The organism is Marivita sp. GX14005 (assembly GCF_023370775.1).
GTDB lineage: Bacteria > Pseudomonadota > Alphaproteobacteria > Rhodobacterales > Rhodobacteraceae > Marivita.
Map to the genome: position 1 here is coordinate 991,247 of NZ_JAMCCQ010000001.1, position 21,904 is coordinate 1,013,150.

Sequence of the window (21,904 nt, forward strand, 5' to 3'; positions counted from 1 at the left end):
CTTATCAGCAGGCTCAATGCCGGGTCCAGCCGGAACCGGGATGGTTCGGTTTTTTCCGGTCGGTGACCTCGTGAAACTCGCCCTCGATGACAATATCGCGCGGCTTGCGCTGGGGCGATTCGCGGTGCGGCGGGGTTTGCGGGCCCATCTCGAAACGCTGCACGGTGATGTGTTTGCGCAGATAGCCGATCACCGCCTGACGGACCGGCGGTGCAAGGAGGGCAAATCCGACGCCATCGGTGAAAAACCCCGGCGTGAGCAGCAGCGCGCCGGCCAGCAGGATCATCGCGCCATGCGCGAGCGGTTCGGCCGGATCCTCCAGCCGCGAGAAGGAAGCGCGCAGGTTGTTCAGCGCCATCGCGCCCTGCGAGCGCACCAGCCATGTGCCGAGGATCGCGGTCAGGATCACGATGCCAAGCGTCGGCCAAAGGCCGATCAGGCCGCCGACCTGGATGAACAGGCCGATCTCAATGAGCGGGACCAGCAGGAAAGCCGCAAAAAGCCACATATGAGCACACTCCTTTCGCCGGGTGCGCGGTGGACTAAGCAACACCCAGCCCCTACATAAGGACGCGACACTGATGTTTCCACTTATGGTCTGGGCGAGGTCCTGATGAATTCACCGCTGATACAGCTTCTGGTGCTTGCCGGCATCGCCGTTTTCCTGATCCTGCGCTTGCGCAGCGTTCTGGGAACGCGCGAAGGGTATGAAAAGCCTGCGGTGTCGCAGGACGAGCCGGCCTCGCGCTCGCGGCGCGAGTTCGAGGTGATCGAGGGCGGGCCGGATCACGATATCGTGGATCACGTCGACTCGGGCAGCGATGCTGCCGATGCGCTCGCGCGGATGAAGCGGGTGGAGCCGTCTTTCGGCGTCGGCGATTTTCTCGGCGGCGCGCGCGGTGCCTATGAAATGATCCTGATGGGCTTCGAGCGCGGCGATCTGGCCGAGATCAAGCCGTTCCTGTCAGACGAGGTTTACGAGAGTTTCGCCGAAGTCGTGCAGGCCCGCGAGGCGCAGGGTTTGACCATCGAGGCGGAATTCGTGGGCGTGCGCGAGATGTCGCTGGCCGATGCGACATTCGACGAGGCGACCCAGATCGCGGAAATCACCGTCAGGTTCATCGGAGAACTGACCTTTGCGGTGCGCAACAGCGCGGGCGAGATCATCGAGGGATCGACGAGCCAGCTCAAGCGTCAGAAAGATGTCTGGACCTTCTCGCGCCGCATGGGCGTCGATGATCCGAACTGGCAGCTCGTCGCCACGGGCGAATGATCCGCCTTGCCGGTGCGGCGCTGCTATGTGGGGTTTTGATCGCAGGACACGCCGTGCCCGATGAGGTGGACACATCCTATTCCATTCTCGATTTCGAGGAACTGGACGGCTGGGCGCAGGATGATCACGCCGCTGCTCTGGCGGTGTTTCGCAACACCTGCGGCGATCTGGACGGCCCGGATTGGAGATCGCTCTGCGCACTGGCCTTCGATGCAGCCGATGCGCGCCAGTTTTTCGAATTGTTCTTCCGCCCGGTCCTGATCGAGGACGGGGACGATGCGCTTTTTACCGGCTATTTCGAGCCTGAACTGAACGGCTCCCCGGTGCGCACCGATCGCTACCGCTACCCGCTTTTCCGAATGCCGCCCGAAGCGCAGGACGCCCGGCCCTGGTTGACACGGCGCGAGATCCTGACCAGCGGCGTGATGGAGGGGCGCGGTTTCGAGATTGCCTGGGTGGACGATCCGGTCGAGAAGTTCTTTCTCCAGGTGCAGGGATCGGGTCGCGTGCGGTTCCCCGACGGGCGTGTGATCCGCGTCGGCTATGGCGGCGCAAACGGGCATGATTATCGCTCCATCGGCAAGGAACTGGTGCGGCGCGGTGTCTACGAGGCGCATCAGGTGTCCGCCGATGTCATCAAGAATTGGGTGCGGCGCAACCCGGCAGAGGGCGAGGATCTGCTGTTCCACAATGCGTCTTACGTGTTCTTTCGCGAGGTCAGCGAGGTTCCGGCCGATCTTGGCCCGCTGGGTGCGATGAATCGATCGATCACGCCGATGCGGTCGATTGCCGTCGATCCGGCGTTTACCCCGCTTGGCGCGCCGGTCTGGATCGAGAAGGACGGGCGCAGCCCGATGCGGCGTTTGATGATCGCTCAGGACACCGGATCGGCGATCAAGGGCGCGCAGCGGGCCGATGTGTTTTTCGGAACGGGGGATGCCGCAGGGCTGGAGGCCGGCACGATCCGAGATCCGGGGCGCATGGTGGTTCTCATGCCGATCCAGCGCGCCTATGCGCATCTTCCGGAGGCGCTGCAATGAGCCGCCGCCGTCTGCGTGCAGAGGAGCGCGAGCTTTGGAACCGCGTCGCGCGCTCTACCCGCCCCCTGCCGGGCGCGGCGCGGCGGGAGAGCGAAGCGCCTAAACCCCCTGCCCCGCGCGCGCCAAAGCCGGAGCCGATGGATCTGCCCAAGGCGTTCGGGATCGGAGCCAAGCCGCCCCGGCCCGCGAGCCGGATCACGACGCCTGCGACCGCCGCGCCCAAGCCGACCATGGACAAGAAAACCTTTGGCAAGATGCGGCGCGGCAAGATGGTGCCGGAGGCGCGGATCGATCTGCATGGCATGACGCTCGATCAGGCGCATCCAGCGCTATCGCGGTTCATCCTGGCAAGCTATTCGCGGGGCTTTCGGCTGGTTCTGGTGATTACCGGCAAGGGACAGCGCGACGATCCGCATGATCCGATGCCGCGCCAGCGCGGGGTTCTGAAACGGCAGGTGCCGATGTGGCTCAGGATGGCTCCGCTCAATACGGCCGTTCTGGATGTGACCGAAGCACATATCCGTCACGGCGGAGGCGGTGCCTATTACGTTTACTTGCGCAAAACCGGTCGTGGATAGTCAGACCCAGTCCAGCGCATCCTCGATCAGGCCCGTCACAGATATGGTGAACTCCGATGTCTGCACGCTGTCCGCCAGCGCGGCGTGATCGTCGATCAGGTCTTTCGCCGCAGCGACCGAACCGACCGAACCGTCGAATTCCTGCATCGCCTGCTTGGCGACATCGACATTGTTGAGCCCGTTGATCACGGCGTAATAAGCCCCGATCTCGGCCTTGGTTTCGAGATAGGCGGCATCGGCCGCGCCGCCGGTTTCGGCTTTGGCGCCGCCGATCATCGCGAGGATGAACTTGCCCTGATCGACCGCGCCGCTGTCGAGCATTCCGGTCCAGTAATTGAAACCGGCCGTGTCGGGCGCGCGGCCAAGGATATTGGCGTAGACCGAGGTGACGAAATCGGCGGTGCCATCCGTTTCGCCATATAGTGCGCGGGTTTCCGGCTGGACGAAGAAACTGCGCGCGATCTCCTCCATCGACATGCCATCGGCCAGCCGCGATCCCCAGAAGAGCAGACCGGCGGAATCGGGCGCGCGGTTGAAATAGGCGACGTAGAGCTCGCAGAAGGCCAGCATGTCGCCATCGCTGAGCCCGCTGACATTGATGAACTGTTCGAGCCGGAAATCGGTGTCGGCAAATTGCAGCATTTCGATGCTGTCCAGCGTATCCATTCCGTCCGCGCCGGTTCGATCCTCGATCAGGATCGTTCCGTCCGAAATGCGGATCGCGTAATTCGACGCGTCGCCACCATAGACCGCCGTATCGAAACCGCCCTGCCCCGAAATTGTATCATTTCCACCAGAGCCGGAGAACGTATCGGCCCTGTCGGTGCCGACGAGGTTTTCGGCCCCCGCATTGCCGACCATGACCCCGCTTTCGCTGGCGGGTTCGGGTTCGCCCGGAACATCCGGCGTCGTGGTTCCGCCCGTCATGGCGAAATTCTGCGTGACCATGACGGAGAAATAGGTGCCGGTGCTGTAGGTGAAGGTGCCGGTCTGGATGCCGATGCCGACAACTTCGAGATCGGGGGTCAGGATGTTCTCGCGGTGGCCGGCGCTGTTCATCAGTGCCAGGTGCAGGTCGTAGACATCGTCCAGAAGCCCCGGCTCGCCGCGTTCACTTTGCGCGGCGATGTTTTCGGCAGTGCGCCAGGATCCGGCGAAATCGAAACCCGCTTCGGTCATCCGCTCGGTCGGGGTGGAGTTGCCTGCGCCGGTATGGCTGAAAATGTTGTTCTCCAGCATCCAGGCTGAGTGGGCATCGGCCGTGCCGTTCAATACGCGGTCCAGAACCAGAGCGTTCAGACCACGGCTGGTCCGCTCCTCGTTGACCAGATCGAGCATATACCGTTCCAGATCACTGGCGGCGACAGCAGCAGACATACCCAAACTCCCCAGTTTGAGCCCCCGACTGAATAGTTAGGTGACAAGAAAGGCAAGAAACGGGGCCAATTATGATTAAAATTGGCCGCTTTTCGCCTTGGAATCGCGACAATACGCCGATCTGCCAAGGATTTGTGACGCATACGTTTCGATATAGATCCGCAACCAAGGCGTAAAGCGGTCAGAATCGTCGGAAATTTCACGGAGCAGATCGGAATAGCTCACCCACTTGAGCGCCATCACTTCATCGGGATTCGGTGAGGTTTCGGGACGAGAAGCCGGCCGGGCGAGGTAGACATCGACCAGCTCATGTTCGATCAGGTCGCCCCCCACATCCGCGCGATATTCGACCTGCCCGCGATGTTCGAGATCGATCCCGAAGATCCCCAGTTCCTCGGACAGGCGGCGATGCGCGCAATCGAGGCTCGGCTCGTTCCACTCAGGATGTGTGCAGCATGTGTTCGCCCAAAGCCCAGGCGTGTGATATTTCGACAACGCGCGTTGCTGGATGAGAATCTCGCCATCGCAGATCACGAACACCGATACCGCCTTGTGTCGAAGCCCCCGCTTGTGAACATCGAGCTTTTCGGCCGGAACCAGCTTACCGTCTATCCAGGCGGGAATGAGGGTCATGCGCGGCAGCCTTCGGTCATCTGAAATCGGCGCGAGGCCAAGCGAAGAGATATTCGGCGTGCAGAATATGTCCAACTGCTTGGAAACTCCGGGTATTAAAGATGCGTTTCAGAAGCAACTTGAATACCAGAATTCGCGACAAGATGAAGCGGAACTGAACGCCATTTGGGTTGGTTTCCTTCCCTACAGTGCGCTAATGTGCGCCGGCATGAACAAAGGAGTTCAACATGAAGCTGATGATTGCAACCGCCGCTGCGGCCGTTTCCCTGGCCGGTTCCGCCTTCGCCGACAACCATGCCGGTGTCGGCGATCCGGCCGCCGGGGAAAAGGAATTCAACAAGTGCAAATCGTGCCACATGATTGTTTCCGATGACGGCACCGAGATCGTGAAAGGTGGTCGCACAGGCCCGAATCTCTGGAATGTCATTGGCCGCCAGGCCGGCACTTACGAAGACTTCCGTTACGGTGACAGCATCGTGGCCGCAGGTGAAAAAGGCCTGGTTTGGGACGAGGAATCCTTCGTCGCCTATACCCAAGATCCCAAGGGCTTCCTGTCCGACTATCTGGGCGAGAGCGCCCGCTCCAAGATGTCGTTCAAGCTGCGCAAGGGCGCAGAGGATGTCTATGCCTATCTCGTGTCCGTATCGCCCGAGCCTGAAGAAGGTTCCTGAACCGCGCGATCCGGTTTTTCGCAAGGGGCGCTCCATCCGGGGCGCCCTTTTTGCATCCGGTCTGCGGCGGGTGTTGACGGCCCGCGTCGCAACCCGCAGAACACGGCCATCATAAAGAGGCGTGCGTCATGAAGATTGCGATGATCGGCACCGGCTATGTCGGTTTGGTATCCGGAGTGTGTTTTTCCGATTTCGGCCATAGCGTCGTTTGCGTCGACAAGGATCAGCGCAAGATCGACATGCTTGAACGCGGCGAGGTGCCGATCTTCGAGCCGGGGCTCGATTCGCTCATGGCGCGCAATGTCGAGGCCGGGCGGCTTGAATTCACGCGCGATCTGGCAGCCGCGATCGACGGTGCGGAGGCCGTTTTCATCGCCGTCGGCACGCCGACACGGCGCGGTGACGGTCATGCCGACCTGACCTATGTGATGGCCGCGGCGGAGGAGATCGCCAAGGCCGCCAAGCATTACATGGTGATCGTCACAAAATCCACCGTGCCCGTCGGCACGAACCGCAAGGTGCGCGAGGTCGTCGCCGCAGCAAATCCCGATCTGGAGTTCGATGTCGCCTCCAACCCCGAATTCCTGCGAGAAGGTGCGGCGATCGACGATTTCATGAAACCCGACCGGGTTGTCGTCGGGGTGGAAACCGATCGCGCCGCCTCTGTCATGGAGGAGATTTACCGGCCGCTCTACCTGCGCGATTTTCCCATCGTGACGACAGATCTCGAATCCGCTGAAATGATCAAATATGCGGCAAATGCATTCCTGGCGACGAAGATCACGTTCATCAACGAAATCGCCGCGTTGTGCGAAAAGGTGGGGGCCAATGTGAAGCAGGTGTCCAAGGGCATGGGCATGGACAACCGCATCGGCAACAAGTTCCTTCATGCCGGGCCGGGCTACGGTGGTTCATGTTTTCCGAAGGATACCAAAGCCTTGGCGCGGATCGGGCAGGAACATGCCAGCCCGATGCACATCACCGAGGCGGTGATCGCGGTGAACGAGGATGTCAAGCGGCGAATGATCGGCAAGCTGCAGGATATGTGCGATGGCACGTTCAACGGAAAGACCATCGCGGTTCTCGGCGTGACCTTCAAACCCAACACCGACGACATGCGCGATGCGCCCTCCCTCACCATCGTGCCGTCGTTGGTCGGGGGCGGTGCGCGGGTGCGTGTCTGTGATCCGCAGGGCCAGAATGAGGGCGAGGCGCTTTTGCCCGGCGTGGACTGGCAGGAAGATCCATACACCGCGGCCAAAGACGCGGATCTGTTGGTGATCCTGACCGAATGGAACGAATTTCGCGCGCTCGATCTGCCCCAGATCGCCGGGAGCATGGCGCGCCCCGCGATGGCGGATTTGCGCAACATCTACAATGCGAGCGTGGCGCGGGAGGCCGGTTTCACGGCCTATGAGAGTGTCGGACGGGCCGGGTATTCCGATTAACCAACCGTTAGGGTTTTCGCGGCAAAGATGGTGGCACGTTCGAAACGGGGGCTGCCGGAATGTCACAGCGTAGATATGTCATCGATGCCTTGGCCGCGCTGCTGTTGCTGGTGCTGCTTTGGCCGGTGATCGCTGCCTGCGCGCTTTTGATCCTGATGTTCGACCGTCATAACCCGTTTTTCGGCGCAAAGCGGATGAACGGGCCGTCACGGGCCTTTGTCATGTGGAAACTGCGCACGATGCGCGGGCAGGATGATGGCTTGCCCACGGGTGGCAACAAGTCCCATCTCGTCACGCCTCTGGGGCGGTCGCTCCGGCGCTGGAGGCTGGACGAATTGCCGCAGCTCTGGAACGTGGTCCGGGGGGATATGGCGCTGGTCGGGCCGCGTCCGCCAACCGCGCGTATGGTGGCGCGCTATCCCGGCGCGTTTCGGTCGCTTTCGGCGATCAGACCCGGCATCACCGGCTTGGCGACCCTGCGCTGGGCCATGCGCGAGCACCGGATGCTGAGCCGCGTCGGCACGGCGGAAGAGCTTGAAACCCTTTATGCGACCTTCATCCTGCCGCGAAAACTGCGGATAGAACGGCTCTATACCCGCCGCCGCTCGCTCGCTCTCGATCTGTGGATCTGCGCTCAGACCCTACGGCTCATCCTGTCGATGGGCGCGGTCAGCCCGCTTCCCCGTTCAGGATGGTCGCCAGAACGGCACGCGCGTTATCGGACGCCCAATCGGCATCCCCCCGCATCCGCGCGACCTCTTGCCCTTCGGGGTTGAGGATGACGGTGATCGGCAGGCCGAGAACGCCCATTTCCCGCGCCAGTGCCGATTTCGGATCGCGGTGAAGCGGCAGATTGTCGACGCCAATCTCTTCGAAAAAGCTCTGCATCGCGGGCGGCGGATTGCGCCCTGAGGCGATGGTCACGACCTCGAACCGCTCGCCGCCGAATTCGCGCTGAAGCTCCGACAGCATCGGGATTTCCTTGCGGCAGGGCGCGCACCATGTGGCCCAGAAATTCAGCAAGACCCATTTGCCTTCGTACTCCGCAAGCGTGAGCGCGTCTCCCTCGAAGGTCATGAATTCCGAACTCCCGGCCGCCTGCGGGGCGGCGTGGAAGGTCAGTTTCTTCATGTCCCCCTCGCGCATCGCCTCTGCTTCGGAAAGATCGGCCAGCGCGGGATTTGCAAGCATCACGAGGCCCGTATAGAGCAGGGCGGCACAGGTATTTTTCATTTTCCCTCCGAAGGGGTCAGAGATGTCGGACAAATCCTCGAACCAGATGTGGGGCGGCCGTTTCGCCGCCGGGCCGGACGCGATCATGGAGGCGATCAACGCCTCGATCGGGTTCGACAAGCGGATGGCGGCTCAGGATATCGCCGGTTCGCGGGCCCATGCCGCCATGCTGGCCGCACAAGGCATTGTGAAGGATAGCGATGCCGAGGCGATGCGGGAAGGGTTGCTCACCGTTTTGTCAGAGATCGAGGCGGGGGAATTCGCGTTCTCGACCGCGCTTGAGGATATTCACATGAATGTCGAGGCGCGGCTCAAGGAGTTGATCGGCGATGCGGCAGGTCGTCTGCACACGGGACGGTCGCGCAACGATCAGGTGGCGACGGATTTCCGCCTTTGGGTGCGCGATCAGCTCGATGCCGCCGACGCAGGGCTGACGGCATTGATGAAGGCGCTTCTGGCGCAAGCCGAGGCGGGGGCGGATTGGGTCATGCCGGGCTTCACCCATCTGCAGACCGCGCAGCCGGTGACATGGGGTCATCACATGATGGCCTATGTGGAGATGTTCGCCCGCGACCTTTCGCGCGTGCGCGATGCCCGTGCGCGGATGAACGAATGTCCGCTAGGCGCAGCGGCGCTGGCAGGCACATCCTTTCCCATTGATCGGGACATGACGGCAAAGGCGCTGGGCTTCGACCGGCCCATGGCAAACAGCCTCGACGCGGTCAGCGATCGCGATTTCGCGCTGGAATTCCTCAGCGTTGCCAGCATCTGCGCCATGCATCTGAGCCGCATGGCCGAGGAATTGGTGATCTGGTCTTCGGCTCAATTCCGATTTGTCACCCTGTCCGACAGGTTCTCTACCGGGTCGAGCATCATGCCGCAGAAGAAGAACCCCGATGCGGCGGAACTGATCCGGGCCAAGATCGGGCGCGTCTTCGGGGCCAACGTCGCGCTGATGATGGTGATGAAGGGGCTGCCCTTGGCCTATTCCAAGGATATGCAGGAGGACAAGGAACAGGTTTTCGACGCGGCCGACAACTGGATGCTGGCACTGGCCGCGATGGAAGGCATGGTGCGCGACATGACCGCCAATCGTGCGGCGCTCGAAGCGGCGGCCTCTGCCGGGTTCTCCACGGCGACCGATCTGGCCGATTGGCTTGTGCGCGAGATCGACCTACCTTTCCGGCAGGCGCATCACGTCACGGGTGCGCTGGTGGCGATGGCGGAGAAAAGGGGATGCGATTTGCCGGATTTGACGCTGGAGGACATGCGATCCGTGAATGACCAGATCACCGAGGACGTGTTCACGGTGCTCGGCGTTCACAATTCCGTCGCCAGCCGCACCAGCTTTGGCGGCACCGCGCCTGTGCGGGTGCGCGAACAGGTGGCGCGCTGGAACGAGGCGCTGCGGTGATGCGCGCGGCGCTCATCGCTGCGCTTTTCGCTCTCGCGGGCTGCGGCGCGGATGGCCCGCCGCTGCGCCCGTCCATGGCGACGACCGTGACCATCGGCTCTGACGGGATCCGCACATCGACCGGGGTGATCGTGAACAAGGGGCCGGTCTCCGTGGGCGCTTCGGTGCGATGAGCCCGATGCGGTGGGTCTACCTTGCGCTGGCGATCTGGGGTGCGGTGCATCCGATGTATTGGTTCGTCTCGTGGTTCATGGAAAACGGCTGGTCGCTCGGCGCGATGATCGACGCCTGGTATGTGAATGACGCGACCACCGGGTTGACTTGGGATCTGACCATCGCAGCGGTCAGCCTGACCGTGTGGATCGTTGCCGAAGTCGCGGTGCGCCGGAACTGGAGCGCGCTCATTGCGATCCCAGCCACCTATTGCATCGGGGTGAGCTGCGGTTTGCCGCTTTACCTGTTCCTGAGATCGCGCCCCATCGTTTGAGGGCGGGCGTGGGGCAGACGCCGGTTTTCGAGTATTTGTAAAAGAGAAGAAGCAGGGGTGGCGCGGCCCTCGTGCCTGCGCTACTGCGGCGCGGTCTGACTCTGGAGGCGCGGGTGGATCATTTTCTGTATCGAAACGGCGAATTGCACGCCGAGGATGTGGCGGTGGCCGATATCGCGGCAGCTGTCGGAACGCCGTTCTATCTGTATTCCACGGCGACGCTGACGCGGCACTTTCAGCTGTTCGACGAGGCGCTGGAGGGGGTCGACCACCTGGTCTGCTACGCGATGAAAGCCGCATCGAACCAGGCGATCCTCAAGACGCTGGCCGATCTCGGTGCGGGGATGGACGTGGTGTCGGGCGGCGAATACGCGCGCGCCCGCGCGGCGGGCGTTCCGGGCGAGAAGATCGTTTTTTCCGGTGTCGGCAAGACGCGGTCGGAAATACGTGCCGCGCTCGAGGGTGGCGTGCGACAGTTCAATGTCGAAAGCGAGCCGGAGATGCGGGTCATTTCCGAGTTGGCCGTGAGCTTGGGTAAGACGGCGCCGATCACCGTGCGGGTGAACCCGGATGTCGATGCCAAGACCCATGCCAAGATCGCGACCGGCAAGTCGGAGAACAAGTTCGGCATCCCGATCGCGCGGGCGCGAGAGGTTTATGCCGAAGCAGCCCGGCTGCCCGGGATCGAGATCGTCGGGATCGATGTGCATATCGGCTCTCAGTTGACCGATCTTGCGCCGTATGAGCTGGCCTATGACAAGGTCGCCGAACTGACCGAGGCGCTGCGCGAGGATGGGCACAATATCAGTCGGCTCGATTTAGGCGGCGGGCTGGGCATTCCCTATACCCGTTCGAACGAGGCGCCGCCCTTGCCGTCGGATTACGGCGCGATGATCCGCCGCACGCTGGGGCATCTGGACTGCGAAATCGAGATAGAGCCGGGGCGTTTGATCGCCGGAAATGCCGGTATTCTCGTCAGCCGGGTGATCTATATCAAGGAAGGTGAGGGGCGGCGGTTCCTGATCCTCGACGGGGCGATGAACGATCTGATCCGCCCCGCGATGTATGACGCCTGGCACGATATCGTGCCGGTGACGGAGCCGGCCGCCGGGGTCGATCTGCAGCCGTTCGACATCGTCGGTCCGGTCTGCGAATCGGGCGATACCTTTGCAAAGGGGCGCATGATGCCGCCGCTTGCCGAGGGCGATCTGGTCGCGTTCCGGTCGGCCGGGGCTTATGGGGCCGTCATGGCGAGCGAATACAACACGCGTCCGCTGGTGCCCGAGGTTCTGGCCAAGGGCGATCAATTCGCCGTCATTCGCAAGCGGCCGGACTTTGACGAAATCATAAATCGCGATACCATTCCCCCCTGGTTGTAAGGTGCGCCTTGCGGCCCCAGCGCCGGAAATCGGCCCCCGGAGACCGGAATGACCGCATGCGATGACCTGCCCCAGCATGTAAGCGACGCTATCCGATGGCCGCTCGCGCTCACACGTTTGGGGATGGGCGCCGAGGCGGTGGTGCGTGCCTTCTGGCCGTTATGGTCGGTGCTGTTCGCGGCGCTGGCGTTCCTAATGCTGAGCGTTCAGGATATCTTGCCGGTCGAACTGGTCTGGATCAGCCTCGGGATATTCGCGCTGGGCGCGGGATGGGCGCTCGTTCGGGGCGTGCGGCGTTTCGGATGGCCCTCGCGTGCGGCGGCGCTGGCACGGCTCGATGCGACCCTGCCGGGACATCCGATCCTTGCCGCGATGGATGAGCAGGCGATCGGGGCCGGGGATGCCGCATCTTCCGCTGTGTGGCAGGCGCATCAGGCGCGTATGGCGGCACGGCTGAAGGAGGCCCGTCCGGCGGAGCCCGACCTGCGCGTCTCCGGCGCCGATCCGTTTGCGCTGCGCTATGTTGCGCTGCTTGCGCTTCTGGTCGCGGTGATCTTCGGCTCGGCCATGCGCGTCCAATCGGTGTCGGCGCTTGGGCCTGCCGGCGCTGGCCTTGCGGCGGGGCCGACCTGGGAAGGATGGCTCGAGCCGCCGCGCTATACCGGGCTGCCCTCGATCTATCTGAACGATATCGAGGCCGCCGGACTCGACGCGCCGATCGGCAGCCGGATCACCCTGCGCTTCTATGGCGAGGTCGGGGCGCTCGCGACGCGGGAGACAGTGTCCGGAACAGCGCCCGCAGATGATGCACCGGGGCTTACGGCGCAGGAATTCGAGATCGCACAATCGGGCCGGATCGAGATCGACGGGCCCGGCGGGCGGCTTTGGGAGATCACCGCGATCCCCGACCGCGCGCCCGATGTGCAGCTCGATGAAGGGATCGAGGCCAGTTTCGAGGGCGATGCGCAGATCCCGTTCAGCGCGAGCGACGATTACGCCGTAGTGGCCGGACAGGCCCGGATCGAGCTGGCTCTGGATGAGATCGACCGACGCTATGGCCTGCGCATCGCGCCCGAGCCGCGCGCCGCGATCGAGCTTCCGCTGCCCATGCCGATCACCGGGGATCGTGCCGAGTTCAGCGAAACGCTGGTGGAGAATTTCTCGGAGCACCCCTGGGCGAATCTTCCCGTGACGGTGACACTCAGCGCCAGCGACGACCTGGGCCAAACCGGGCAGACCGCACCGGAGATCATCACCCTTCCGGGGCGGCGTTTCTTCGATCCGATGGCAGCGGCGATCATCGAACAGCGCCGCGCGCTGCTTTGGAACCGCGAGAATGCAGAGGATGTCGCCCTGCTCCTGCGCGCCGTTTCGCACAGGCCAGATGATGTGTTCCGCTCGGCCACCGACTACCTGCGCTTGCGAACGATCCTGCGCCGGATCGAGGCTCTGGCCGGACTGGGGCTTGATGACGATCAGCAGACCGAGATCGCGCAGGCGCTTTGGGATCTCGCCCTGCTTCTGGAGGAGGGCGATCTCGACGATGCGCGCGAGCGGCTCGAACGCGCGCAGGAGCGGCTGTCCGAAGCCATGCGCAACGGCGCGTCCGATCAGGAGATCGCCGAACTGATGCAGGAGCTGCGCGATGCGACCGACGATTACCTGCGCCAGCTGTCGCGCCAGGCGCAGCAGGACGGTCAGGATCAGGACACGGCCCAAAACCGGAACATGATGGAGATGAGCCAAAGCGATCTTCAGGCGATGATGGACCGTATCCAGGAGTTGATGGAACAGGGCCGCATGGCCGAGGCGCAGGAGGCGCTCGACCAGTTGCGCCAGATGATGGAGAACATGCAGGTCACGCAGGGCCAGCGTGGGCAAACACCGGGCGAACAGGCGATGGAAGGTCTGGGCGAGACTTTGCGGGAACAGCAGGACTTGTCGGATCAGGCGTTCCGCGATCTGCAGGAGCAGTTCAATCCGGGTCAACAGGGCGAGCAGGGGCAAGGCCGGCAAGGGCAGACGCAACCGGGTCAGCCGGGGCAGGGACAGCGCGGTGAAGGGCAGGGCGGACAGCCTGGCGAGGGAGGCGAAACCGGTCAGCCGCAAGACCTCGAAGACAGCCTTGCCGAGCGTCAGCGTGCGCTCCGGCAGGAACTCGACCGCCAGTCGCAAAACCTGCCGGGCGCCGGAACCGAAGCCGGCGATGCGGCCCGCGAGGCACTGGACCGGGCCGAAGGCGCGATGGAGGGAGCCGAAGAGGCGCTGCGCGAGAACGATCTGGCCGGGGCCATCGACAACCAGTCCGAGGCGATGGAGGCTTTGCGCGAAGGGATGCGCAATCTCGGCGATGCGCTCGCGCAGAGGCAACCGCAACAGGGGCAGGGCCAACAAGGGCAAGCCGAAGGCGCCGATCCGGGGCGCCAACGCGATCCGCTCGGGCGCAGCGTCGGCTCCGAGGGGCAAATCGGATCGGATGAGAACCTGCTTCAGGGCGAAGATGTGTATCGCCGGGCGCGCGAGCTTCTGGACGAGATTCGCCGCCGTTCGGGCGAAGGAGAGCGGCCCGAGCAGGAACTCGAATATCTCGAACGTCTGCTGGACAGGTTCTGAGGCTTCTTTGGGCTTCAAATACCTCGGGGTTCGGGGCAGAGCCCCGACGTTTCCGTCGACGGAAACGGCTTGATGCGTCAACGCATCAAGGCCCGCTCAAAGGTCAGGGTCGACCTTGCCGCGCAGCGCCTTGACCTCGCCCCGCTCCTTCTTGGCTTTGAGCCGCCGCTTCTTGGAGCCGAGTGTCGGTTTCGTCGCGATCCGGCGTTTGCGCGGCTTTAGCGCCGCCACGATCATGTCCTTCAACCGGTCGCGGGCGATCTCGCGATTGCGGGCCTGCGAGCGGGTCTCGTCCACCTGAAGAACAAGCGCGCCGTCTTTCGTCCACCTGCGTCCGGCAATCCGGCGCAGTCGGGTCTTTACCGGGGCGGGCAGGTTGGGCGAGCGCTCCGCTTCGAAACGCAGCTCGACAGCGGTTGCCACCTTGTTCACGTTCTGCCCGCCGGGGCCGGAGGCGCGCACGAACTGTTCGGTGAGTTCCCAATCCTCGATCGTTATGCTGTCGGTGATCTGCATGGCGTCTGCAACGATAGGGGGCGGATGCCAAAAGGGCCACCCGTTCGGATGGCCCTTCGAGACTTGTGGAGGTGGGGGCGGTTAGGCTCTCACCAATTCGTTCGGCTCATAGCCAGGGGCTGCCCTAGCTGCGCACCTCCCGAACTGTTCCGACACCTCTCTCCAATACCTCTCTAGACACTGGATCACCTCCTTTCAGCTGTTGAAAACGCTTGGTCAGAGTCGCAGGCTTTGCCGATTTTGCAAATCTTTTTTACGTCATCGCCGTTTTTTGACGAAACCTGAGGACAATGAGCCGGAACGGCACGAGCGCGATCAGCGCCAGCGCGAGCTTGACGGACCAGTCGGCGACCGCCAGCGACACCCAAAGCGGCGCCATCGGCCCGACGCCCAGAAGCGGCAGAATTTCGCCCGCCCAGGACACGTCATTGCCCGGCTCGATGAAGGCGAACGTGCCGGAGAACGCGATGCTGAAGAAGAGCGCTGTGTCGAGCGAGGAGCCGATCAGCGTCGATGCCAGCGGCGCGCGCCACCACGCGCCGCCGCGCAGCCGGTCGAAGATCGCCACGTCGAGAAGCTGCGCCGTCAGGAAGGCCGTGCCGGAAGCGAGCGCGATACGAAAGGTGACGAGCGGCCCGAATTCGCCCATGATCTGCGTGCCGACAAGCGAACACAGCACGCCCACTGCAAAGCCGGCGAAGACGACCTTGCGAGCAGGGCCGGGGCCATAAAGCCGGTTCATCAGGTCGGTGACGAGAAAGGCGAAGGGATAGGTAAACGCGCCCCAGGTCAGCCAGTTGCCGAAAAGAAACTGCACCAGGATATTGGAGGCGAGGACGATCACGGCCATCGCGAGGATGCCGGGGAGATGTGCGCGGGTCATGTATGACTCCCGTTTTGCCAAGGTAGCGGGGACTTGATTCCCGATCTCGGGAATGACGCGCTGTCTAATGTCTTGGCGCGGCCCGCACAAGTCACTCCAATGCGTATTCGACAATCTCGGTTCGCTGGAAAATGTTGAAATTATCATCGGAGATCATCGTGAGGCGCATCCGACCGGCCTCATCCCGCCAGACGGCGATCCCTTCGAGATTGTCGTGCCGCCGCGTTTTCGTGTGCAACAACATCTCGCCATACTGAAGCTGCGCACCATGAGGATCGAAGCGGCGCACGCGGCTGGAAAAGCCGAAGCCCGAGAACCCGCGTTCGAGCAGGTAAAGCCGCCCATCCGGCCCGATATCCGCGCCGACGGGCAGGAAACCCTCGCTTCGAGCGATCCGGAAGGGAATGTCCCACCCCGTCGCGTCCAGGTGGCGAAAGACCGGGAAAGGCGTCGTCAGATCGCCTGAAACCTCGGGGATGGCATAGAGCGTATCGGCATCGCCCGCCGCCAGCGCTTCCAGACCCTTGTTCGGGGGCAAAGCGGCGATCTGCGGATGATCCGGAAGTAGCGTCCATCCGCCGTTATCCGTCTGCCGCAGGATGCGGTTGCTCGTCTCCAGCGAAATCGCAAGCCGCCCGGCGCCGTCCTGCGCCAGACCTTCGGTATCCCAGACCGGATCCTCGATCAGATCCTCCGGCATGTTCAGCGCCTCCGGCCCCGCGCTGCGAAGCCCGATGATGCGCGTTTCATGCCGGTGTATCGTCCCGCGCAGCAGAAAGGCGCGGTCGCTCAGGGCAGTGAAGTTTCGGCCGTCCGCCGTCAAAGTCAGGCCCGAGAGACCGCCGAAATCCGCGCTTTGGTCGGTCCAGCCATAGGATGACAGGAACCGCGCGCGTTGGAGCGTTTCGGTCAAGCCGGGATCAGTTCGACGCCAGAACGGAGGCGCATTGCGCCGGCAGATCACCGAGCGTCAATTCCCGGCGCTTGCGCGGAGGGGGCGCGTCGGGGTCGGGCGGTGGCGGGTTCAGTATGTTGTTCACCCATTGCTGCGCTTCGGCGCATCCATCGCCCGGCGGCGGAGCAGCTTGGTTCTCGCAACCGCGCATGCCCTTGGGGCAGTTCAGCCGCACGTGAAAATGGTAATGATGCCCCCACCAGGGGCGGATCTTGCGCAGGTAGGACCGGTCGCCCTTCTCCGCGTTGCACATCGCGACCTTGGCGCCCGGAAAGACGAAAATCCGTGAAACGCGATTGTCGCTTGCGGCCGCCTTGAGGATATTGTGATGCGCAGCGGTCCAATTCTTGTTGGTGAACGCGCCATTGGCCCGGCGCATGGAGATCGAGGAAATCGCCTCGCGCTCCGCCACGCTCAGGTTCAGCCGATCCGGCGGGCGCATCCAGATATCCGCATCCAGCCCGATCTGGTGGCTGCGATGCCCCGTCAGCATCGGCCCGCCCCGCGGCTGGCTCATATCGCCGACATATAGTCCGGCCCATCCGGGTTGCCGCGCCGCGATGCGCGACAGATCCTGCACGAAATCCACCGTCACCGGCAGCGCCCAGTTGCGGTTGCGCGACAGGCGCATCGCCTGCCATGTCGGCCCTGTATCCGGCAGTTGCACGGCCCCGGCGGCGCAGCCCTTGGAGTAGCCACCGAACGCCGCCGGAGACTGGCGCGATCCTGTTTGCATACCGCCGAACAGCTGCTTGGCCTCTCGCGTGCTGAGCACCGAATTGACCCGCGCGGAAGCCGAAACCTCCGCCGAGCGTTTCTCGGCGCCGCCGCAAGCCGCGAGGGCCAGTGCCATTCCCAAAAGTAAGGTAAACCGTGTCATGTGCCTGCCCCATGCCCGTTTGGTTTGACCCAGAGTAACAACAGCAGGCCGATCAGGAAAAGCCCTATCACCGGGCTGACGCCCAATTGCTGCGATCCGGTGGCATAGGTGGCCGCCCCGATGAGCAGCGGGGCGAGGAAGCTGGTAGCCTTGCCCGAAAGCGCATAGAGGCCGAACGCCTCGGTCATGCGTGCGGGATTGGCTTGCTGGACCATCATCGTCCGGCTCGCCGCTTGCAGCACGCCGCCCGCCGCGCCAATCAGCGCGCCGATCGCCATGAATGTAATATCGGGCAGGGCAGAACCTTGGGGCAGGGCGATCCCGAACATCGCCTCGCGCGAGATCAGGACGATGGAAATGCCGACCAGCGTGAGAACGCCGATGCAGACACCGATTACGGGTTTAGGGCCGAAACGCGCATCTGCCTTGCCGCCCGCCCAGGCGGCAACGGCACCGGCGATAATCGCGATGATCCCGAAGATCCCGACATTCTGAACGCTCCAATCCAGCACGCCGGCGGCATAGATTCCGCCGAACGCATACATCCCGTTCAGCGCATCGCGGTAGAACATGGCCGAAGCGAGATAAGCGAAGAGCGAGCGGTCTTGTGGCAGCCGCCGCAGTGTGCCGCCCAGATCGCGCAAGGCACGGCGCACCGCGCCTTTCGGGGCCGGATGCGCCTTGGGATCGCGCACCCAGAGGAAGAACGGCACCATGAATACAATGAACCAAATCGCCGTCAGCGGCCCGACGAACCGCGTGCCTTCGCGCGCTGCCGGGTCGAGCCCGAAGGCGGGTGCGAACCCGAGCAAGGTGCGCCCGGTTTCGGCATTGTCGGCGAAAAAGCCCAGCATGAGAACCAGAGCGACAAGCCCGCCGACATATCCGAAGGCCCAGCCATTGCCGGAAATGCGCCCGATCTCTTCGGGCGGGCCAAGATCGGGCAGCATGGAATTGGTGAAGGTCGTGGCGAACTCCATCCCGATCATGCCGATGGCAAAGAATGTCAGGATCACCGCGAGGTTATAATCGCCCGGCGCGGCGAGCCACAGCCCGGCGGCGCCGATCACATACATGGCCGAAAAGAGCCAGATCCACCGCATCCGGTTGCCGCCGGTATCGGCCAGCGCGCCCAGAACCGGCGCAAGCAGCGCAATCGCGATCCCCGCCGCGCCGATCCCGAAGCCCCAGGCCGATTGCGCGGCGCTGCCGTCGCCCATCAACTCCTTGATATAGGGCGCGAAGATGAAGGTGATGAGCAGCGTGTTGTAGGGCTGGCTCGCCCAGTCGAAAAAGAACCAACCCCAGATGCGCTTGCGCAATGTCCCGTCTGCCATGCCCGATCCCCCTCGCGCCTTATGAGCGGGAAAGCGCCGGGCTGGCAAGCGTTCAGGCGTCCTGCATGGGCGGCCACGGGCGCTTGTCCTCTGCCTCCAGCCAATGCGCGACCCAATCGGGCATTTCGGGCGAGGGCATGCCCTCCAGCCCAAGCGCCTCGATCACGCGGTCGGTCGGCACGATGCCGGTCCTGTCCGTCACGGCGGAGCGATAAACGGCATGGTTCGCGCATTCGCCGTTCATCTTCCACATGCCCTGTTCGATATACATGAACCGCGCGTCCCAGCACAAAAGGCGGCTGCGCATCTCGAACTTCTCGAAGGCGCGCACGCGGCGGCGGTAGCGCACGACGACACCGGCCATCGTCAGCCCCCATCCCTCGCGCCGCCCAGCGGCCAAAAGCCCCGTGGCCTTAGCCAGCGGGATGCGCCCCAGATCGAGCAGCGTGAGCGTGCGCCCGTTGTTCAGCTCCAGCCACATATCGATATCCCACGGCCAACAACGATGCTGCGAGATATAGGTTTCCGTCGGCCCGAGATCCGGGATGTTGCGCGCGCGCCAAAGGCCGTGGGCCATGCGGATGAAAGGATACATCGGCTTACTCCTGTGCGCGCCAAGGTGCCGCGCCCGCCGCCCGCGTCAACCGCGACGCTGCGGCAAGCCTCTCTTGTCCTTCGCGTCGCTTGCGCCTAACTCTGGGCGAGCCGAACTCCAAGGAAAGACCCGCCGATGCAATCGCTTTACCAGATCCTCATGCTGCTTTTGGACGTCGTGTGGTTCTTCATCATCGCCCATGTCATCATGAGCTGGCTGATCAACTTCCAGGTGCTGAACCTGCGCCAGCCGCTGGTTGCGCAAATTTGGGACGGGCTGAACCGGATTCTGGAGCCGCTCTATTCCCGCCTGCGCCGCATCCTGCCGCCGATGTCGGGCATCGATCTGGCGCCGCTGGTGGCGCTGATCGGTATTTATATCATCCGCATTATCCTCGCCAACAATGCCGGGTTCTTTTACGGCTAGGGATCGCGCTCGAAGGCTTGTTCACGCATCCTTAGTATGAGACTGTCAGGAACAGAGCAGATATAGATAAAACCTGACAGGTTTCCCATGCCGCGCGATATGCCAGACGCAGATGCAATTCTGCGGGATGTCTTCGGATTCGACAGCTTCCGGCCCGGTCAGGCCGAGATCGTGGACGCCGTCGCGCAGGGCGAAAACGTGCTGGCGATCATGCCGACGGGGGGCGGCAAATCGCTGTGTTTTCAACTTCCCGCGCTGGTGCGTCATGGCGTGACGGTCGTGATCTCGCCGCTCATCGCGCTGATGCGCGATCAGGTGCGAGGGTTGCGCGAGGCGGGGGTTGCCGCCGGTGCCTTGACCTCTTCGAACACGCCAGAGGAAAACGATGCGATCTGGGATATGCTCCATCGCGGCGATCTGAAGCTGCTTTATCTCGCGCCCGAGCGGCTGGCCTCGGGTGGCACGCAACGTATGTTGCAGCAGGCGGGCGTGTCGCTCATCGCGGTGGACGAGGCGCATTGCGTCAGCCAGTGGGGTCATGATTTCCGGCCCGATTACCTGCGCATCGGCGAATTGCGCCGCGCACTGGATGTGCCGCTGGCGGCGTTCACCGCCACGGCGGATGCCGAAACGCAGGTCGAGATTGTCGAGCGCCTTTTCGACGGACAGCCGCCGCGCACCTTCCTGCGCGGGTTCGACCGGCCGAACATTCATCTGGCCTTTGCTCCGAAGAACAGGCCGCGCGAGCAGATCATGGCCTTCGCCGCCGCACGCAAGGGGCAAAGCGGCATCGTCTATTGCGGAACGCGGGCAAAGACGGAAACGCTCGCGCGGGCACTATATGACGAAGGGCATACCGCCTGCCATTATCACGGCGGCATGGATCCCGAGGAGCGGCGGCGCGTCGAGGCGCGTTTTGCCACCGAGGATGGGCTGATCGTGGTGGCCACGGTCGCCTTCGGCATGGGGGTGGACAAGCCGGATATCCGCTGGGTCGCGCATGCCGATCTGCCCAAATCCATCGAAGCCTACTATCAGGAAATCGGCCGCGCCGGGCGCGACGGCGCGCCAGCCGAAACGCTGACGCTTTACGGTGCCGACGATATTCGCCTGCGCCGTGCGCAAATCGACGAGGGGTTGGCTTCGCCGGAGCGTCGTGATGCCGATCATGGGCGGCTCAACGCGCTTTTGGGGCTGGCCGAAGCGCAGGAGTGCAGACGCAAGACGCTGCTGGGCTATTTCGGCGAAAGCGATGTGAGCTGCGGCAATTGCGATCTGTGCGACACGCCCGCCAAGCTGATCGACGGCACGCAAGCGGTGCGCAAGGCTTTGTCGGCGGCGCTTCGCACGGGGGAGAGTTTCGGCGCAGGGCATCTCATCGACATTCTGCTTGGCACCAAAACCGAAAAGGTGCTGGGGCGCAGCCATGACAATCTGCCGACCTTCGGCATCGGCAAGGATCTCAAGCGCGGCGAGTGGCAGGCGGTGTTCCGGCAGATGATGGGGCTCGATCTCATGCGCCCCGATGCAGAACGGCACGGCGCGCTGGTGATGACCGAAGCGGCCCGGCCGATCCTGCGCGGGGAAGAAGCGATCTCCCTGCGCCGCGACAGTATCGAAGCGGCCAGCGAACGCCGCCCCAAGGTCCGCGCGCTGGTCAGCGATGAGGATGCGCCGCTGATGTCTGCGCTCAAGGCCAAGCGGCGCGCCTTGGCTGAGGAACAATCGGTGCCCGCCTATGTCATCTTCCCTGACAAGACCTTGATCGAGATGGCCGAGACGCGGCCAGAGACACTTGACCAGATGGCGCGGATCAGCGGCGTCGGGGCGAAGAAGCTCGAACGCTACGGCCAGGCGTTTCTGGAGGTGATCGCAGGCGACGTGCCGCGCGATCATCCGGCGCGGCGCAAGCTGGCGGTCAGCGGGGCCGGCGGGCTTTACGATGCGCTGCTCACCGCGCAGGCCGAACTGACGCGCGGCGCGTGCGGAACGCTCAAGCCGATGTCCTGCGATGCGGGGCAGCTTGCCAAGCTTGCACAAGCCCGCCCGCGCGACGCGGCCGGCATAGCCCGGATCATCGGGGATCGGCGGGCCGAACGCTTTGCCGATGCGTTTCTGGACGTTCTGCAAGCTGCGGACTAGATCGCACCCGAAGCAAAGAGGAAA

Annotated in this window: 23 protein-coding genes; 13 read left to right on the forward strand and 10 right to left on the reverse strand. The window is 63.5% G+C overall.

Annotation, left to right across the window (positions count from 1 at the left end):
* Nucleotides 1–13: 13 nt before the first annotated feature.
* Nucleotides 14–508, reverse strand: coding sequence for an FxsA family protein (locus tag M3465_RS04995; RefSeq protein WP_249500598.1), 495 nt, complete (start codon nt 506–508; stop codon nt 14–16).
* Nucleotides 509–613: 105 nt separating this feature from the next.
* Here M3465_RS04995 and M3465_RS05000 point away from each other — a divergent pair, with 105 nt between their 5' ends.
* The 3 genes from M3465_RS05000 to M3465_RS05010 are packed head-to-tail and all read left to right on the forward strand — an operon-like array spanning nt 614 to nt 2,891.
* Entirely contained in the window at nt 614–1,273 is a 660-nt protein-coding gene (locus tag M3465_RS05000) for a Tim44/TimA family putative adaptor protein (protein ID WP_249500599.1), read from the forward strand.
* Complete coding sequence (mltA, locus tag M3465_RS05005; protein WP_249500600.1) at nt 1,270–2,313, forward strand: murein transglycosylase A; 1,044 nt, start codon at nt 1,270–1,272, stop codon at nt 2,311–2,313. The genes M3465_RS05000 and mltA overlap by 4 nt, the downstream gene beginning before the upstream one ends.
* Nucleotides 2,310–2,891 carry a Smr/MutS family protein gene (locus M3465_RS05010; RefSeq protein ID WP_249500601.1) on the forward strand — a complete coding sequence of 194 codons (582 nt, stop codon included), beginning with the start codon at nt 2,310–2,312 and terminating at the stop codon, nt 2,889–2,891. The genes mltA and M3465_RS05010 overlap by 4 nt, the downstream gene beginning before the upstream one ends.
* On the opposite strand, the gene M3465_RS05015 is transcribed toward M3465_RS05010, so the two are convergent.
* Together M3465_RS05015 and idi are read right to left on the reverse strand one after the other, a co-directional pair.
* Nucleotides 2,892–4,268, reverse strand: a complete 1,377-nt coding sequence (locus M3465_RS05015) for a DUF4214 domain-containing protein (RefSeq protein WP_249500602.1) — start codon at nt 4,266–4,268, stop codon at nt 2,892–2,894. It abuts the gene before it with no gap.
* Nucleotides 4,269–4,343: 75 nt separating this feature from the next.
* Complete coding sequence (gene idi / locus M3465_RS05020; RefSeq protein ID WP_249500603.1) at nt 4,344–4,901, reverse strand: isopentenyl-diphosphate delta-isomerase; 558 nt, start codon at nt 4,899–4,901, stop codon at nt 4,344–4,346.
* Nucleotides 4,902–5,128: 227 nt separating this feature from the next.
* Between idi and M3465_RS05025 the strand changes: the two genes are divergently transcribed.
* From M3465_RS05025 to M3465_RS05035, 3 genes are all read left to right on the forward strand, one after another.
* Nucleotides 5,129–5,572: a c-type cytochrome gene (locus M3465_RS05025; RefSeq protein ID WP_249500604.1), complete on the forward strand. Its 444-nt coding sequence runs from the start codon at nt 5,129–5,131 to the stop codon at nt 5,570–5,572.
* A 128-nt stretch (nt 5,573–5,700) separates the two neighbouring features.
* A complete protein-coding gene (locus M3465_RS05030) occupies nt 5,701–7,020 on the forward strand; it encodes a UDP-glucose dehydrogenase family protein (RefSeq protein ID WP_249500605.1) in 1,320 nt (439 codons plus the stop codon).
* Nucleotides 7,021–7,079: 59 nt separating this feature from the next.
* A complete protein-coding gene (locus tag M3465_RS05035; protein WP_249500606.1) occupies nt 7,080–7,796 on the forward strand; it encodes a sugar transferase in 717 nt (238 codons plus the stop codon).
* Here the strand turns inward: M3465_RS05035 and M3465_RS05040 are convergent.
* On the reverse strand, nt 7,690–8,253 hold the full coding sequence (locus tag M3465_RS05040) for a TlpA family protein disulfide reductase (protein WP_249500607.1): 564 nt from the start codon (nt 8,251–8,253) through the stop codon (nt 7,690–7,692). The two genes, M3465_RS05035 and M3465_RS05040, sit on opposite strands and share 107 nt — an antisense overlap.
* A gap of 22 nt (nt 8,254–8,275) precedes the next feature.
* Here M3465_RS05040 and argH point away from each other — a divergent pair, with 22 nt between their 5' ends.
* The 5 genes from argH (at nt 8,276) to M3465_RS05065 (ending at nt 14,146) form a co-directional block, all read left to right on the forward strand.
* A complete protein-coding gene (argH, locus tag M3465_RS05045; RefSeq protein WP_249500608.1) occupies nt 8,276–9,667 on the forward strand; it encodes an argininosuccinate lyase in 1,392 nt (463 codons plus the stop codon).
* Entirely contained in the window at nt 9,667–9,840 is a 174-nt protein-coding gene (locus M3465_RS05050; RefSeq protein ID WP_249500609.1) for a hypothetical protein, read from the forward strand. Before argH ends, M3465_RS05050 begins: the two co-directional genes overlap by 1 nt.
* Complete coding sequence (locus M3465_RS05055) at nt 9,837–10,154, forward strand: DUF2834 domain-containing protein (protein ID WP_249500610.1); 318 nt, start codon at nt 9,837–9,839, stop codon at nt 10,152–10,154. The genes M3465_RS05050 and M3465_RS05055 overlap by 4 nt, the downstream gene beginning before the upstream one ends.
* A 113-nt stretch (nt 10,155–10,267) precedes the next feature.
* Complete coding sequence (gene lysA / locus M3465_RS05060) at nt 10,268–11,533, forward strand: diaminopimelate decarboxylase (protein ID WP_249500611.1); 1,266 nt, start codon at nt 10,268–10,270, stop codon at nt 11,531–11,533.
* 48 nt (nt 11,534–11,581) lie between these two features.
* Nucleotides 11,582–14,146 carry a TIGR02302 family protein gene (locus M3465_RS05065; protein ID WP_249500612.1) on the forward strand — a complete coding sequence of 855 codons (2,565 nt, stop codon included), beginning with the start codon at nt 11,582–11,584 and terminating at the stop codon, nt 14,144–14,146.
* Between the two features lie 96 nt (nt 14,147–14,242).
* On the opposite strand, the gene arfB is transcribed toward M3465_RS05065, so the two are convergent.
* The 6 genes from arfB to M3465_RS05095 form a co-directional block, all read right to left on the reverse strand.
* Nucleotides 14,243–14,662 carry an alternative ribosome rescue aminoacyl-tRNA hydrolase ArfB gene (arfB, locus tag M3465_RS05070; RefSeq protein ID WP_249500613.1) on the reverse strand — a complete coding sequence of 140 codons (420 nt, stop codon included), beginning with the start codon at nt 14,660–14,662 and terminating at the stop codon, nt 14,243–14,245.
* A 253-nt stretch (nt 14,663–14,915) separates the two neighbouring features.
* Nucleotides 14,916–15,545 (reverse strand): queuosine precursor transporter, encoded by a 630-nt coding sequence (locus tag M3465_RS05075; RefSeq protein WP_249500614.1) that lies wholly within the window; start codon nt 15,543–15,545, stop codon nt 14,916–14,918.
* 91 nt (nt 15,546–15,636) lie between these two features.
* Nucleotides 15,637–16,458, reverse strand: a complete 822-nt coding sequence (locus M3465_RS05080) for an esterase-like activity of phytase family protein (RefSeq protein ID WP_249500615.1) — start codon at nt 16,456–16,458, stop codon at nt 15,637–15,639.
* A gap of 7 nt (nt 16,459–16,465) precedes the next feature.
* Nucleotides 16,466–17,380: a penicillin-insensitive murein endopeptidase gene (gene mepA / locus M3465_RS05085; RefSeq protein WP_249500616.1), complete on the reverse strand. Its 915-nt coding sequence runs from the start codon at nt 17,378–17,380 to the stop codon at nt 16,466–16,468.
* Nucleotides 17,377–18,717, reverse strand: a complete 1,341-nt coding sequence (locus tag M3465_RS05090) for an MFS transporter (protein WP_249500617.1) — start codon at nt 18,715–18,717, stop codon at nt 17,377–17,379. The genes mepA and M3465_RS05090 overlap by 4 nt, the downstream gene beginning before the upstream one ends.
* 52 nt (nt 18,718–18,769) lie before the next feature.
* On the reverse strand, nt 18,770–19,312 hold the full coding sequence (locus M3465_RS05095) for a thioesterase family protein (protein WP_249500618.1): 543 nt from the start codon (nt 19,310–19,312) through the stop codon (nt 18,770–18,772).
* 135 nt (nt 19,313–19,447) lie between these two features.
* Between M3465_RS05095 and M3465_RS05100 the strand changes: the two genes are divergently transcribed.
* Both M3465_RS05100 and recQ read left to right on the forward strand, forming a co-directional pair.
* On the forward strand, nt 19,448–19,738 hold the full coding sequence (locus M3465_RS05100; protein ID WP_249500619.1) for a YggT family protein: 291 nt from the start codon (nt 19,448–19,450) through the stop codon (nt 19,736–19,738).
* A 99-nt stretch (nt 19,739–19,837) separates the two neighbouring features.
* A complete protein-coding gene (gene recQ / locus M3465_RS05105; protein ID WP_249500620.1) occupies nt 19,838–21,880 on the forward strand; it encodes a DNA helicase RecQ in 2,043 nt (680 codons plus the stop codon).
* The last annotated feature ends 24 nt before the right edge of the window (nt 21,881–21,904 follow it).